This window comes from Amycolatopsis sp. 505, assembly GCF_031625235.1.
In the GTDB taxonomy this organism is placed as follows: Bacteria; Actinomycetota; Actinomycetes; order Mycobacteriales; family Pseudonocardiaceae; genus Amycolatopsis.
In genome coordinates, this window is record NZ_JACKQP010000003.1 from 655,451 (window position 1) to 668,262 (window position 12,812).

The window sequence follows — 12,812 nt, forward strand, 5'->3', positions numbered from 1 at the left end:
TCACCTCCCGTTCATCCGGGCGCAGGCGATCGCTGCCTGGCCGTAGCTGATGCCGCCGTCGTTCATCGGGACGCGCGCACCGGTCAGCGGCCGCAGGCCCGCGGCGGTGAGCCCGTCGACGACGTTCGCGGTGAGCAGGCTGTTCTGGAAGACGCCACCGCCGAGACAGACGACGTCGGTCCCCGCGGCGTCGGCGGCCTTCACCGCGAGCGTGACGACGACTTCGGCGATGGTGCGGTGGAACCGCGCGGCCACCTCCCCGGCCGGGACGTTCGCCGCGGACTGCAGTGCGTCGCGGAGGGTGGGGACCGGGTCGTACACCCAGAGGCCGTCCCGCTCGTGCAGCTCCCATCCGAGCGCTTTCCGCGCGTCGTACCGCATGGCAGCCGCTTCCAAGCGAATGGCCGCTTCGCCCTCGTAGCTGTTGTCGTCACAGAGGCCGAGCAAGGCGCTGACGGCGTCGAAGAGCCGTCCGGCGCTGGAGGCACGCGGACAGTTGACGTCCCGCGCGATCATGGTGCGGACGACCGCGAGTTCCTGACTGTCCACTCGGGTCAGCAGGGAGCCGGCGAGGTGTCCGGGCACGGTGTCGTCGAAAGATTCGGCCCCGTAGAGGTAACCCAGCGCCATCCGGGCCGGGCGCCGCACCGCGGCCGCGCCACCCGGCAGCGGGGCCGTGGCGAACCGGGCGAACCGCCGGAACTCCCGGTAGCCCGCGAGCAGGACTTCACCACCCCAGAGCGTTCCGTCGTCGCCGAGCCCGAGCCCGTCGAGCGCGACTCCGACGAACGGCGTCGAGACGCCGTGTTCCGCGGCGGTGGCGGCGACGTGGGCGTGGTGGTGCTGCACGCCGATCCGGCGCTCGGCGGGCCAGCGCCGGGCGTGCTGCGTGGACAGGTAGCCCGGGTGCAGGTCGTGGGCGCACCACACCGGTTCGGCGTCGAGCCAGCGGACCAGGTCCGCGGCGGTGCATTCGAACGCGGCGAGCGTGCGGGCGTCCTCCAGGTCCCCGGTGTGCGGGCCGAGGTGGGCCAGGCCGTCGCGGGCGAGCGCGCAGGTGTGCTTGAGCTGCGCGCCGAGGGCCAGCAGGGGTTCCGGGGCCGCGAAGGGCAGCGGCAGCGGCGCCGGCGCGTACCCGCGGGCCCGCCGGATCGTCGTGGTGCGGCCGTGCCGGGGCCGCACGACGGAGTCGTCGGACCGGGACCGGATCGGCCGGTCGTGAGCGAGGACGCCGTCGGTCACCGGCCCGAGGGTGGCGAGCGCCTCGGCGTCGTCGACGACCATCGGGCCGCCCGCGCGGTTGCCGCTCGTGACGACCAGGGGGCGGCGGAGCTCGGCCAGCAGCAGGTGGTGCAGCGGGGTGGTCGGGAGGAACACGCCGATCTCGGCGAGGCCCGGCGCGATGCCGTCGGCCAGCGGTGCGCCGGGGCGCCGGGAGAGCAGGACGATCGGCGCCGCGGCCGACGTCAGCACGCCGGCTGCCTGCTCGTCCACTTCGGACAGCAAGCCGACGTCGCCGAGGCAGCGGGCCAGAACGGCAAGCGGCTTCGCGGGCCGGTCCTTGACCTGCCGGATCCGGCGCACCGCGGACTCGTCGACGGCGTCGCAGACGAGCTGGTAGCCGCCGAGTCCCTTCATGGCCACGATTCCGCCACCGGCGAGCACGGCACAGGCGGCGGCGAGGGCCTCCTCACCATGCACGTCCGGCGCCCAGCTCAGCCGCGGACCGCACGTGGGACAGGCGATGGGCTCAGCGTGGAACCGCCGGTCCGCCGGGTTCCGGTACTCGGCCGCGCACGCCGCGCACAGCGGGAAGGCATGCATGGTGGTCCGGGTGCGGTCGTAGGGCAGCCGCTCGAGGATGGTCGCACGCGGCCCGCAGGCGGTGCAGGTGAGGAACGGGTAGCGGTAGCGGCGGTCGGCCGGGTCGAACAGCTCACGGACGCACTCGGGACAGGTCGCCAGGTCCGGCGGCACCTCACCCCCGCGGCCCTCGACGCTGGCCGCGACACGGAAGCCGGGGCCGAGCGAGATCCGGTCGGCCAGCGCGGTGACGTCGATGCCGGTGACGCGGGCCTGCGGAGGCGCTGAAGTGGTGAGCCCGGCGACGAAGTCGGCCACCCGGCCGCCCGCCGCGCGGATCACGACGTGGCCCCCGGCGTTGCGCACGTCCCCGCCCACGCCCAGCTCGGTGGCCAGGCGGTGGACGAACGGCCGGAACCCGACACCCTGCACGGTTCCGCGCACGTCGATCCGCACCCGGTCACCGCTCGGTGTCTCCGCCATCCCACCTCCCGCGTCCGGACCACCACGGTTCCCCTCCGGGCCGTCCGGCGGACAGGGCACGAAGTACCCGTGGCGGTGACCTTCGGCCCTAGGCCCGTTCGCGGCGTCGCCGGTTCAGTGGCTCCGGGAGGTCCGGATGACGAGCGACGGCACGGTGACGATCGACCTCGCGGGACTTGGCGGGCTGGTGGAGGCGCTGATCCTTGACGGCTACCGGGTGATCGGCCCGACCGTGCGCGACGACGCGATCGTGCTCGCCGAGCTCGAGTCGGCCGAACAGCTCCCGGTCGGCTGGGGCGTCAGCACCGGACCGGGCCACTACCGGCTCCGCCGGCGCGCCGACAGCGCCGTGTTCGGGCATTCGGCCGGCCCTCAGGGCTGGAAGCGCTGGCTCCACCCGCCGCGTCGCAAGCTCTTCGAAGCCACCGCGGACGGCCGGTTCACGGTCGAGGAGCCCCAGCAGCCGCGTTACGCGTTCCTGGGCGTGCGCGGGTGCGACCTCGCCGCGATCGCCGTCCTCGATCGGGTGCTCGGCGGCGGCGCGCACCCCGACGGCTCATACCGGCGTCGCCGTGCCGACCTGTTCATCATCGCCGCCAACTGCACCGAGCCGGGCGAAGTGTGCTTCTGCGCGTCCATGGGCACCGGCCCCGCGGCCGGCCCCGGGTACGACCTGGGCCTCACCGAGCGCGTCGACGAAGACGGGCACCGGTTCGTCGTCGACGTCGGCAGCCCGGACGGCGCGCGCCTGCTGGCCCAGGTCGGCACCCGGCCGGCCCGCGGTGCCGAAGTCCGTGCGGCCCGGGAAGCCGTCGCGGCCGCCGCGGACCGGATGGGCCGGGCCATGCCGGCCGCCGATCTGCCGTCGGTGATCCGGAAAAGCCGGGAGTCGCCGCAGTGGGATGAGGTGGCGAGCCGCTGCCTCACCTGTGGCAACTGCACCATGGTGTGCCCGACGTGCTTCTGCACCACCACCGAGGACGTCACCGACCTGTCCGGCGAGCACGCCGAACGCCACCAGCGCTGGGCATCCTGCTTCGAACTCGATTTCTCCTACGTGCACGGCGGCAGTGTCCGGACCTCCGGGTCGAGCCGCTACCGCCAGTGGTTCAGCCACAAGCTCGGTACGTGGCACGAGCAGTTCGGGACGTCCGGCTGCGTCGGGTGCGGCCGGTGCATCGCCTGGTGCCCGGCGGGGATCGACATCACCGAGGAAGCGGCGAAGCTGGCCGGGGGCTGCTCGTGACGGCCGAACCGATGGTGCCGGTGCCGTACCGGGTCGCCGGGCGGGTCGTGGAGACCGCCGACTCGGTGACCGTCCGGCTGGAGCCGGTCGGCGAACCGGTGCCCGAGGCGCGCCTCGGGCAGTTCATGATGCTGTACGCCCCCGGGATCGGCGAGGTGGCGATCTCGGTCAGCGGCCCCGGGCCGATGCACACCATCCGCGCCGTCGGCGCGGTCAGCCGCGCCCTGCACGACCTGACCCCGGGCCGGGTCGTCGGCGTGCGCGGCCCGTACGGCACGAGCTGGAACGTCGAGGACGCGGCCGGGCACGACGTCGTGATCGTCGCCGGCGGGGCCGGATTGTGCCCGCTGCGGCCGGTGCTCACGGCGGTGCTCGACGACCGGGCCCAGTACCGCCGGTTGGTCGTCGTGGCCGGGGCCCGGACCCCGGCGGAGTTCCTGTTCCCGCACGAGCTGGCCGCCTGGGCGCGGCGGCACGACGTCGAGGTGGTGCGGACGATCGACCGGCCGGCCGAGGGCTGGACCGGGCCGGTCGGCTTCGTGACGGAACCGCTGTCGGCGCTGGACCTCGACCCCGGGCAGACCCGCGCGTTCCTCTGCGGGCCGGAGCCGATGATGCGCGCGTGCGCGGAAATCCTGCTGGCGAAGGAAGTTCCCGCCGCGGCGATCCGGGTTTCCCTGGAACGCGCGATGAAGTGCGGCATCGGCCTGTGCGGCCACTGCCAGCTCGGGCCGCTGCTGGTCTGCCGGGACGGCCCGGTCGTCGACTACACCGTCGCGGGCCCGCTGCTCGCCATGAAGGAGCTGTGATGACGACGCCGACGCTGGCCGTCTGGAAGTTCGCCTCCTGCGACGGCTGCCAGCTGACCCTGCTCGACTGCGAAGACGAGCTGCTGGAGCTGGCCGGAAGGGTACGGATCGCGCACTTCCTCGAAGCCTCCAGCACCGTCCTCCCCGGTCCCTACGACGTGTCGCTCGTCGAAGGGTCGATCACCACGCCGGGAGACCTGCGCCGCATCCAGGAGGTCCGGGCCGCCTCGAAGGTGCTCGTCACGATCGGGGCCTGCGCGACCGCGGGTGGCGTCCAGGCCCTGCGGAACTTCGCCGACGTCAGGGAGTTCGCCTCGATCGTGTACGCGCACCCGCAGTACATCGACACGCTGGCGACGTCCACGCCGGTGGCCGCGCACGTCCCGGTGGACTACGAGCTGCACGGCTGCCCGATCGACCGCGGCCAGCTGCTCGGCACGATCACCGCGCTGCTCGCCGGGCGCGCCCCCGACCTGCCGGACACCAGCGTCTGCACCGACTGCAAGCGCCGCGGGCTCACCTGCCTGCTGGTCGCCGGCGACACGCCCTGCCTCGGCCCGGTCACCCGGGCAGGCTGTGGGGCGCTCTGCCCGGGTGTCGGCCGTGGCTGTTTCGGGTGCTTCGGGCCGATGGCGAAACCCAACACCCCGGTGTTGATCCCGCTGCTGCGCTCGCGCGGGATGAGCGAGGACGACGTCGACCGCGTCTTCAGCACCTTCACCGTCACGGAAACGCGCCGGGAGGAACCGTGAGCCACCGCAGCCGGCAGCTGAAGGTCAGCTCGCTGGCCCGGGTCGAAGGCGAAGGCGCGCTGCGCGTGCGGATCGCCGACGGGCGGGTCGAACGGGCCGAGCTGAACATCTACGAGCCACCACGGTTCTTCGAGGCGTTCCTGCGCGGCCGGGCGCACACCGAACCGCCGGACATCACCGCGCGGATCTGCGGGATCTGCCCGGTGGCCTACCAGACCAGCGCGTGCAACGCGATCGAAGACGCCTGCGGCGTCACCCTCGACCCCGGGATCGCCGCCGCACGGCGGCTGCTCTACTGCGGTGAATGGATTTCCAGCCACGCCCTGCACATCTACCTGCTGCACGCCCCGGACTTCCTCGGCCACCCGGACGCGATCAGCCTCGCCACCCGGCACCGCGACGTCGTCGAACGCGGCCTGGCGCTGAAGAAGGCCGGGAACACGCTGCTGGAGACGATCGGCGGCCGGGCGATCCACCCGGTCAACGTCCGGGTCGGCGGGTTCTACTCGCTGCCCACGCGCGCGGACCTCCGCCCGCTCGCCGAAACACTGCGGCGGGCCCTCGACGACGCCCTCGCGACCGTGCGGTGGACCGCCGGGTTCGACTTCCCCGACGGGGAACTGGACGACGACCTGCTGGCCGCGGCCGAGCCGGGCCGCTACGCCATCGCGGACGGCACCCTGCACACCGCCTCGGGTCTGGCGTTCACCCCGCGCGAGTTCCCGGAGCACGTCGTCGAAACCCATGTCCCGCACTCGACGGCGCTGCACGCCGCACTCGACGGCCACCGCTACCTGACCGGGCCGCTCGCGCGCTACACCCTCAACTCGGCCCAGCTGTCCGAGACCGCCCGGCAGGCAGCGGCCGAGGCCGGTTTGGGGCCGGCGTGCCGCAACCCGTTCCGCAGCATCCTCGTCCGCGGGGTCGAGATCGTGTACGCGATCGAGGAAGCGCTGCGGATCATCGAGGCGTGGGAACGTCCGCCACGCGCCTTCGTCGAGGTACCACCGCGCGCCGGAACCGGCCACGGGATCAGCGAAGCACCGCGAGGTACGCTGTACCACCGCTACGAACTCGGCCCCGACGGGCTGATCCGCGCCGCGACGATCGTCCCGCCGACCTCGCAGAACCAGGCCGTGATCGAAGCCGACCTGAGGCGGGTCGTCGAGGACCACCTCGACCTGGGCGACGCCGAGCTGACCACGCTGGCCGAACGCACGATCCGCAACTACGACCCCTGCATCTCGTGCGCCGCGCACTTCCTGGACATCACCTGGGAGGGCCGGTGACCCGGGCGGTGGTGATCGGCGTGGGCAACGAATACCGCCGCGACGACGGGGTCGCGGTGGCGGTGCTGGCCGCGCTGGACGCGGACCCGATCCCCGGTGTCCGCACTGTCCTGTGCGACGGCGAGCCGGCGGCCCTGCTCGACGCGTGGTCCGAGGTGGACACCGCGGTGGTCGTGGACGCTGTGCTGTGCGAGCCGGCCACGCCGGGTCGCGTGTGGACGTCCACCGTGGATGGCTGGCCACCCCGGGCAGTGCCGGCCAGCTCGCACGCACTGGGCATCCCGGACGCGGTCCGGCTCGGCGCCGCGCTCGGCCGGGTGCCGAAAGAGCTGGTCGTGTACGCCGTGGAAGCTGCGGAGCTCGGTCTGGGTACCGGCTTGACCCCGGCGGTGCAGGCCGCGGTCCCCGAGGTGGTCCGCGCGGTGCGGGACCGGTTGGGAAACCCCGGCGAGTCACCTGTCACCGGGTAGTCGGGCGCCGAACGGGTTCACGGTGCGTCCGGTGAGAGGCGGTAACCGGGGACGAGGACCTGCCTGCCGTCGGTGAGCCGAACCCATACGGAGCCCGGTCGCAAATCGGGGTCCTTGGCGATCACCACTCCGCGGGCGTCGCGGTACTGACCGCCGATGACATGGACCGACGCGCCCTCCGGGAACGCTTCCTCACCGAGCGGGCCGTCGGGGATCGGGAGCCCACCGTGTGCCATCGGCCAGCCTCCTCCGGTCCGCCCACACCGACGCGAACTCCTGGGACCAGCGACCCTCCGCAGGAGCGCGAACGACTCCGGTTACCCGGGAGCGTCTCCCGTGAAACTGCCGCGCCGCAGACCCGCGGACTGCCACGCGCGCGGAACAACCGGCGGGGGGCAACCGGTGCCATCGGAAAGGCGGGATCAGCGGTCCCGCCCTTCCGATGCCGGTGCGGTGCTGAACTGGCCCTGCCAGGTGGCCTGGGCGCCGGAGTCGCCGATGCGGTAGATGTCGACGACCGCCGCGCCGGCGGCTGCGATGGACAGCACCGAGAGCACCACCGTGACGGTCGTCGACGCCGGGCCCAGGAACGTGCGGCCCGGCCGCCGGGTTTCGCGCTGGCGCCACCACACCAGCAGGGCGAGCACGGCCACCGGGAGCGCCACCCAGAGCGCCGTGTCGCCGAGCTCGGTGTGGGTGCGGACCAGCGGGGTCCGCGCGACCCGGCGTTCGAGCCACTCGCCCGCCTCGGTGGTGATCGGGACCAAGATGACGACGAGGACCGAGAGGATCGCGTTGGGCCCGGCGAGCTTGCCGCGTGCGGCCGGCCACAGCGCGCTGAGGACCAGGAGCAGAGCCGAAAGCGGCAGCAGCACGACGATGGCGTGCACGAGCAGGATGTGGGCGGGCAGACCGTTGACGGTGGTCATGGTGTCCTTTGTGGAGGGATGCGGGGGGCTTGGACGCGGACTCTCTCAGGGCGCTCGGGCAAGTGCGGCGACTTCGTAACCAGGCGCCCGGGTGGCGACCCATTCCGCGACGTCCTCGCCGCCCCGGGCGAAGGCGGCCGTGGCGAACACGTCGGCCCACAGGAGCGTCGGCCCGGTGACCGTAACGGCCTGCAGTCCGCCGGGGTCAGTGCCGGTGTGCGGGTCGACGACTTGGGGGCCGCGGGCGGCCGTTCCGCGGGGGAGCTCGCCGCGGCGGAGCGCGCTCACCTGGCTGCCGGGCCGGTAGGTGCTGAACAGCTCGTCGGCGGCTCGCAGGTGCCCGAACACCGCCGCCACGGCCGGTTCGACGCCCGCGTCGGAGTCGATGCGCCGGCCGCGCAGGTGCAGGCTGGCCTGGGTGCCCATGACGGGCCGCGTCCAGGACCGCCGGGGTGCGCTGGTCACCGGTGAGCCTGGTCGATCGCCGACTGCAGGGACTGCTGGTAGCCCTCGGAGGTGTAGGTGGCGCCGCTGACGGTATCGATCTGCGCGCTCTGCGCTTGCAGGGTCTCCTGGTTCAGCTCCGGCACGGCTGCGGAGTTGATCCGGACGTCGCGGCCGCTTTCCTGCGGGTACTCGATTGCGTCCGCCGCGGTGATCCGGCCGCCGGAGACGGTGATCCGGACCTGGACCGGGCCGTAGCGGGTGTCGGCGGCGTCGCCGGTGAACGTCCCGTCACCGGTGGCCGCCGCACCTGTCGCGGTGGTGGCCGGGCTCGCCGTACGGGACGGCTGGGTCCGGCCGGTGGCGACGGGCGTGGCGTCCGTGCTCGTGCGGTAGCTGAACAGCAGCACGACGACGGACACGGTCGCCGCGGCGGCGATGGCGATCCGGCGCATCGGGCGTCTCCTTTCCTACCAGGCGAACCGTTCGCAGTGGACGCGGTCCGCGGGAACACCGGCGCGACGTACGCTGCCGAGTACCGCGACGGTCCAAGCGTCGGGACCGCAGACGTAGACGTCATGGTCGGCGATGTCGGGTACGAGGTGGCGCAGCACCTGCTCGTCGGGCACCGGGGCGTACCCGGCGGGCAGCCAGGACGCCCGATCCCGCGAACGCGGGCCGAGCAGGTAGTGGACGCGGACCCCGCGGCGGACGGCGAGGTCTTCGAGCTCGCGCCGGAAGAACAGGTCCGCCTGGTGCCCGGCACGCTGGAACAGCACCGCGTCCCCGGGGTGGTAGGGCAGTTCCTCCAGCAACGCGCGCAACGGCGTGATCCCGATGCCCGAACCGAACAGCGCGATCTTCCGTCCTTTCCGGACAGTGCCGGTCAGCCGGCCGTACGGGCCTTCGAAGAACGCTCGCGTGCCAGGCTGGAGCGCGGCCAGGCGTCGGCTGCCCGGGCCGAGGTCCTTCGCGGTGATTCGCAGCCGGTACCCGTCCGGGGCGGCCGAGAGCGAGAACGGTTTGCCCCGGGTCCAGCCGGGGCCGTCGGGGAAGCGCCAGACGAAGAACTGGCCCGCCGCGACAGGCAGCCGGTCGAGGTCGCGGCCGCGCAGGTACACCGAGACGACCCCGCGGCCTTCGGGGACGACCCGCTCGACGACCAGCCGGTGCCGCGCGTTGAGCCACACCGGCCGCGCGACGCGGAACACCAGCACGGCACCCGCGGCCGCGGCGTAGGCGGTCCACCAGAACGCCGTCGCGACCGGCGAAGCCGTGAAGTCGGCGCCGGTCCACAGTTGGTGCGGCAGTGCCAGCCCGGCGCCGAGGTAGGCGTAGAGGTGCAGCAGGTGCCAGGACTCGTAGCGCAGCCGCCGCCGGGCGGCGCGGACCGACGTCACGGCGACCATGCCCAGCGCGGCGGTCCCGGCGGCGGCCAGGAGCATGCCCGGATAGGTCGTCACCAGCGCCCAGGCTTCGCCCAGGACGCCGGAGCGGTCGGTGGCGGCGTAGCCGAGGGTGATGAGCGCCAAGTGCGCGGCCAGCAGCGTGATCGACGTGAAGCCGGCGATCCGGTGCCGCCGGGCGAGCTCGTCCTGGCCGTAGCTGCGCTCGACCCAGGGGATCCGCGCCATGAGCAGCAGGTGCAGCAGCAGGAGGTCCGCGGACAACAGGCCGGTGAGCCGTCCGGTGGAGGTGAAGAAGTCCGCGCCGAGGTCCTGCACGCCGCGGCCGGACACCCAGAGCGCGACCACGAACAGCACGCTCAGCCAGGCCGTCAGCCCGGCGGCGTCCCGCCACCACACGCGGGTCACAGGCCGCGTGACGCGGCGGGCGGACAGCATGGTGGTGGACATCGGGCTCCTCGGGGGTGATCGCCATCCACCCTTCCGAAGCCCGGTTAGCTGTCGGCGTGACGAGGGTGAGAGCTCGGTAAGAGAAGATCCGCGCCGACGGTGAACCCCACCACGGCGCCACCACCGGGGCGCGGCCCGGCGAAGACCGTTCCGCCGTGGGCGAGCGCGATGTCCCGCACGATGGCCAGGCCGAGGCCGGAGCCGGACAGGCCGCGGGCGCCGTCGGCGCGGTGGAAGCGGTCGAACATGCGGGCCGCGTCGTCGTCGCCGATGCCCGGGCCGCGGTCGAGCACCTCGACGCGGCCGTCGCGCACGACGACCTCGATCGGGCCCTCGGGCGCGAACTTCACGGCGTTTTCCAGCAGGTTCGTCACCGCTCGTTCCAACGCCTTGGCCTGGCCGGTCAGCGTGGACGCGTCGGCCTCGACGGCGATGGCGCGCCCGGACCGCCGCCGGACGCGCTCGGCGGCGCGGCCGGCGATCTCGCCCAGCTCGACCCGCCCCGGCTCCTCGGCCTCGTAGCGGCGGGTGGCCAGGTCGACGAGCTCGTCCACCAGGTGGGTGAGTTCGCGGGCTTCCCCGTGGACGTCGTCGAGCAGGCGGGCGCGGGAATCCGGGCTGAGCTCGGCGAACCGCCGCAGGACGCTGGCGTTGGTGCGCAGGCTGGTCAGTGGGGTCCGCAGTTCGTGCGCGGCGTCCTGGACCAAGCGTTCCTGGTCGGCGCGGGCGTCGGCCAGGCGGCCCAGCATCCGGTCGAACGACGTCGCGAGCCTGCCGACCTCGTCGCGCCCACCGGTCGGGACGGCGACTTCGTCGAGGCGGCCGTCGCTGACCTGCTCGGTGACGTCGGTCAGCCGGACCAGCCGGCGGGTAATCTGCCGGGCCAGCAGCCATCCGGCCAGGGCCGCGACGGCCAGGACCAGGGCGCTGACGCCGGTGATGCGGGCCGCCAGTCCCTTGAGGACGTGCCGGGATTCGTCGACGTCGATGCCGAGCTGGATCGCCCCGCGGCCGGGGCCGAGAGCCACGGTGATCACCCGGTAGTCGTCGCGCCCGGCGGTGAAGTTCGTGTAGCGGTGGTCGCCGAGGGAACCGGTGGCGGCGAGCGTCCGGTCGTCGTCGCCGACGTCGAGGCGCACCGGACGGCCGCCGAGGGGCCGGGTGCTGCCGTCCGGAGCGATCGCCTGCGCCACCATGGGCTGAGCCTCGTCGTGGTCGTCGTCATCGGGGCCGCGGGTGACCGGGCTCGGGGCGAGGATCTGCGTCGCTCCGGCGGCGACCTCGGCGGAGGTGGTGAGCAGCGACCGGTCGAGTTCGGCGTTGATCCGTTCCGAAGCGGCCTGGTAGCTCAGCACCCCGACGAGGATCGCGGCCGCCGCGCCGACCCCGGCGAAGGCGATGGCGAACTTGCTGCGCAGGTTCATGCCGGCCGCACCGAGTAGCCGACGCCGCGGACGGTGTGGATCAGCCCGGTCGCCCCGGCCTGCTCCAGCTTGCGGCGCAGGTAGCCGATGTAGACGGCCAGGTTCTTCGAGTCCGCGCCGAATTCGTAGCCCCAGATCCGCTGGTAGATCGTGGTGCGGTCGAGCACGATCCCGGCGTTGCGCACGAGCAGTTCCAGCAGGTCGAACTCGGTTTTCGAGAGCGCGATCTCGGTGCCCTGCCACCACACCCGCCGCGCCGCCGGATCGACCGCCAGCTCGCCCAGCCGCAGCGTGCGCCGCGCGTCCGGTTCGGGGGACGTGCGGCGGAGCAGGGCCCGCAGGCGCGCGAGGAGTTCGTCGAGTTCGAACGGCTTGGGCAGGTAGTCGTCCGCCCCGGCGTCCAGCCCGGCCACCCGGTCGGGGGTCTCGACGCGGGCGGTGAGCATGAGGATCGGCGTGGGGTCGCCTTCGGCCCGCAGGACGCGGCACACGCCGAGGCCGTCGACGCCGGGCATCATCACGTCGAGGACGATCACGTCGAACTCGTCGCGCCGGGCGGTGGCGAGCGCGCTGACGCCGTCGGTCACCTCGGTGACGTGGTAACCCTCGAGGTCGAGGGCCCGGACGAGGGACTCGCGGATGGCGCGGTCGTCGTCGGCGAGCAGGACGCGGTGCGGCATGGCCGCCATGATGCCCCCGCGCGAGCTTCGCGTCCTGTCCAGGTTTTCGGGGCGCCAGCGGCGGGTTAACGGTCGGTAATCCGGACCGGTCCGGTGCCGGGCGATGAAGCAAGCGGTGCCGCATCGACCCCGGAGCAGGGCACCTCCGCCCACACCGTCTTGCCGACCGGATTCTCCAGCACGCCCCAGGCGTCCGACAGCTTTCCACGATTTGCATACCGCGGCCACCGGGTCTGTCGAGGGACGGCGTGGCGACGACGGGCCGATCCCGGCTGCCGTCGTCGACCTCGATCCGCACCCGGCATGGCGCCCGAGTGTGGCTCATCCGGACTTGCCAGGGGGCCCTGGCCGTGGTCGTAGGCGTTGGTCACCAGTTCGGTGGCCACCAGCAGCACGTCCCCCAGGTGGGCGTCGTCGACGTGGGTCAGGGTGCGTGAGGCCCAGCGGCGGATCTGCACCAGAGCCGGTGCGGTGGTGCCGCGGAGGTCCATCGACCATCGCGACGGCTCATCGCCGGCGCCGCTCCGTTCGGACATGGCGGCATCGTCCCTTTCCGGGTCTCCGTCCTCGCTGCTGAAGACGTCCGCGCTTCGGCGATACCCCGGTTACGGCGGAGCCAATCCTCGA

14 protein-coding genes are annotated in these 12,812 nt (G+C 73.3%); 5 read left to right on the top strand and 9 right to left on the bottom strand.

Annotation, left to right across the window (positions count from 1 at the left end; all coding sequences use genetic code 11):
- On the bottom strand, positions 1-2,286 hold the full coding sequence (gene hypF, locus H5965_RS14570) for a carbamoyltransferase HypF (RefSeq protein ID WP_310970242.1): 2,286 nt from the start codon (positions 2,284-2,286) through the stop codon (positions 1-3).
- 136 nt (positions 2,287-2,422) lie between these two features.
- On the opposite strand from hypF, the gene H5965_RS14575 reads away from it, so the two are divergent.
- From H5965_RS14575 to H5965_RS14595, 5 genes are read left to right on the top strand one after another with little or no spacing between them, the layout of a single operon-like run.
- Entirely contained in the window at positions 2,423-3,532 is a 1,110-nt protein-coding gene (locus H5965_RS14575) for a 4Fe-4S dicluster domain-containing protein (protein WP_310970243.1), read from the top strand.
- Positions 3,529-4,341, top strand: coding sequence for an FAD/NAD(P)-binding protein (locus H5965_RS14580; RefSeq protein ID WP_310970245.1), 813 nt, complete (start codon positions 3,529-3,531; stop codon positions 4,339-4,341). The genes H5965_RS14575 and H5965_RS14580 overlap by 4 nt, the downstream gene beginning before the upstream one ends.
- Positions 4,341-5,093, top strand: coding sequence for an oxidoreductase (locus H5965_RS14585; protein WP_310970247.1), 753 nt, complete (start codon positions 4,341-4,343; stop codon positions 5,091-5,093). Before H5965_RS14580 ends, H5965_RS14585 begins: the two co-directional genes overlap by 1 nt.
- On the top strand, positions 5,090-6,382 hold the full coding sequence (locus H5965_RS14590) for a Ni/Fe hydrogenase subunit alpha (protein ID WP_310970249.1): 1,293 nt from the start codon (positions 5,090-5,092) through the stop codon (positions 6,380-6,382). Before H5965_RS14585 ends, H5965_RS14590 begins: the two co-directional genes overlap by 4 nt.
- Positions 6,379-6,852, top strand: a complete 474-nt coding sequence (locus H5965_RS14595; protein WP_310970250.1) for a hydrogenase maturation protease — start codon at positions 6,379-6,381, stop codon at positions 6,850-6,852. Before H5965_RS14590 ends, H5965_RS14595 begins: the two co-directional genes overlap by 4 nt.
- Positions 6,853-6,869: 17 nt before the next feature.
- Here the strand turns inward: H5965_RS14595 and H5965_RS14600 are convergent, their stop codons facing one another.
- From H5965_RS14600 to H5965_RS14635, 8 genes are all read right to left on the bottom strand, one after another.
- The gene (locus H5965_RS14600) at positions 6,870-7,088 is read right to left on the bottom strand and encodes a hypothetical protein (protein ID WP_091310454.1); all 219 of its coding nucleotides are present in this window, start codon (positions 7,086-7,088) and stop codon (positions 6,870-6,872) included.
- 186 nt (positions 7,089-7,274) lie between these two features.
- Positions 7,275-7,781: a DUF2231 domain-containing protein gene (locus H5965_RS14605; protein WP_310970253.1), complete on the bottom strand. Its 507-nt coding sequence runs from the start codon at positions 7,779-7,781 to the stop codon at positions 7,275-7,277.
- 45 nt (positions 7,782-7,826) lie between these two features.
- Positions 7,827-8,246: a hypothetical protein gene (locus tag H5965_RS14610; RefSeq protein ID WP_310970255.1), complete on the bottom strand. Its 420-nt coding sequence runs from the start codon at positions 8,244-8,246 to the stop codon at positions 7,827-7,829.
- Complete coding sequence (locus tag H5965_RS14615; protein WP_310970257.1) at positions 8,243-8,680, bottom strand: FMN-binding protein; 438 nt, start codon at positions 8,678-8,680, stop codon at positions 8,243-8,245. Before H5965_RS14615 ends, H5965_RS14610 begins: the two co-directional genes overlap by 4 nt.
- A gap of 15 nt (positions 8,681-8,695) precedes the next feature.
- Entirely contained in the window at positions 8,696-10,081 is a 1,386-nt protein-coding gene (locus H5965_RS14620) for a ferric reductase-like transmembrane domain-containing protein (protein WP_310970258.1), read from the bottom strand.
- 44 nt (positions 10,082-10,125) lie between these two features.
- On the bottom strand, positions 10,126-11,505 hold the full coding sequence (locus H5965_RS14625; RefSeq protein WP_310970260.1) for a HAMP domain-containing sensor histidine kinase: 1,380 nt from the start codon (positions 11,503-11,505) through the stop codon (positions 10,126-10,128).
- Positions 11,502-12,194, bottom strand: coding sequence for a response regulator transcription factor (locus H5965_RS14630; RefSeq protein ID WP_310970262.1), 693 nt, complete (start codon positions 12,192-12,194; stop codon positions 11,502-11,504). The genes H5965_RS14625 and H5965_RS14630 overlap by 4 nt, the downstream gene beginning before the upstream one ends.
- A gap of 56 nt (positions 12,195-12,250) precedes the next feature.
- Positions 12,251-12,721: an ATP-binding protein gene (locus H5965_RS14635; protein ID WP_310970264.1), complete on the bottom strand. Its 471-nt coding sequence runs from the start codon at positions 12,719-12,721 to the stop codon at positions 12,251-12,253.
- Positions 12,722-12,812: the final 91 nt, after the last annotated feature.

Bases quoted from the DNA above. Each gene is read 5' to 3' on its own strand.
- hypF (WP_310970242.1), bottom strand. From the start codon at position 2,286: ATGGCGGAGACACCGAGCGGTGACCGGGTGCGGATCGACGTGCGCGGA.
- H5965_RS14575 (WP_310970243.1), top strand. From the start codon at position 2,423: ATGACGAGCGACGGCACGGTGACGATCGACCTCGCGGGACTTGGCGGG.
- H5965_RS14585 (WP_310970247.1), top strand. From the start codon at position 4,341: ATGACGACGCCGACGCTGGCCGTCTGGAAGTTCGCCTCCTGCGACGGC.
- H5965_RS14600 (WP_091310454.1), bottom strand. From the start codon at position 7,088: ATGGCACACGGTGGGCTCCCGATCCCCGACGGCCCGCTCGGTGAGGAA.
- H5965_RS14605 (WP_310970253.1), bottom strand. From the start codon at position 7,781: ATGACCACCGTCAACGGTCTGCCCGCCCACATCCTGCTCGTGCACGCC.
- H5965_RS14615 (WP_310970257.1), bottom strand. From the start codon at position 8,680: ATGCGCCGGATCGCCATCGCCGCCGCGGCGACCGTGTCCGTCGTCGTG.
- H5965_RS14620 (WP_310970258.1), bottom strand. From the start codon at position 10,081: ATGTCCACCACCATGCTGTCCGCCCGCCGCGTCACGCGGCCTGTGACC.
- H5965_RS14625 (WP_310970260.1), bottom strand. From the start codon at position 11,505: ATGAACCTGCGCAGCAAGTTCGCCATCGCCTTCGCCGGGGTCGGCGCG.
- H5965_RS14630 (WP_310970262.1), bottom strand. From the start codon at position 12,194: ATGGCGGCCATGCCGCACCGCGTCCTGCTCGCCGACGACGACCGCGCC.
- H5965_RS14635 (WP_310970264.1), bottom strand. From the start codon at position 12,721: ATGTCCGAACGGAGCGGCGCCGGCGATGAGCCGTCGCGATGGTCGATG.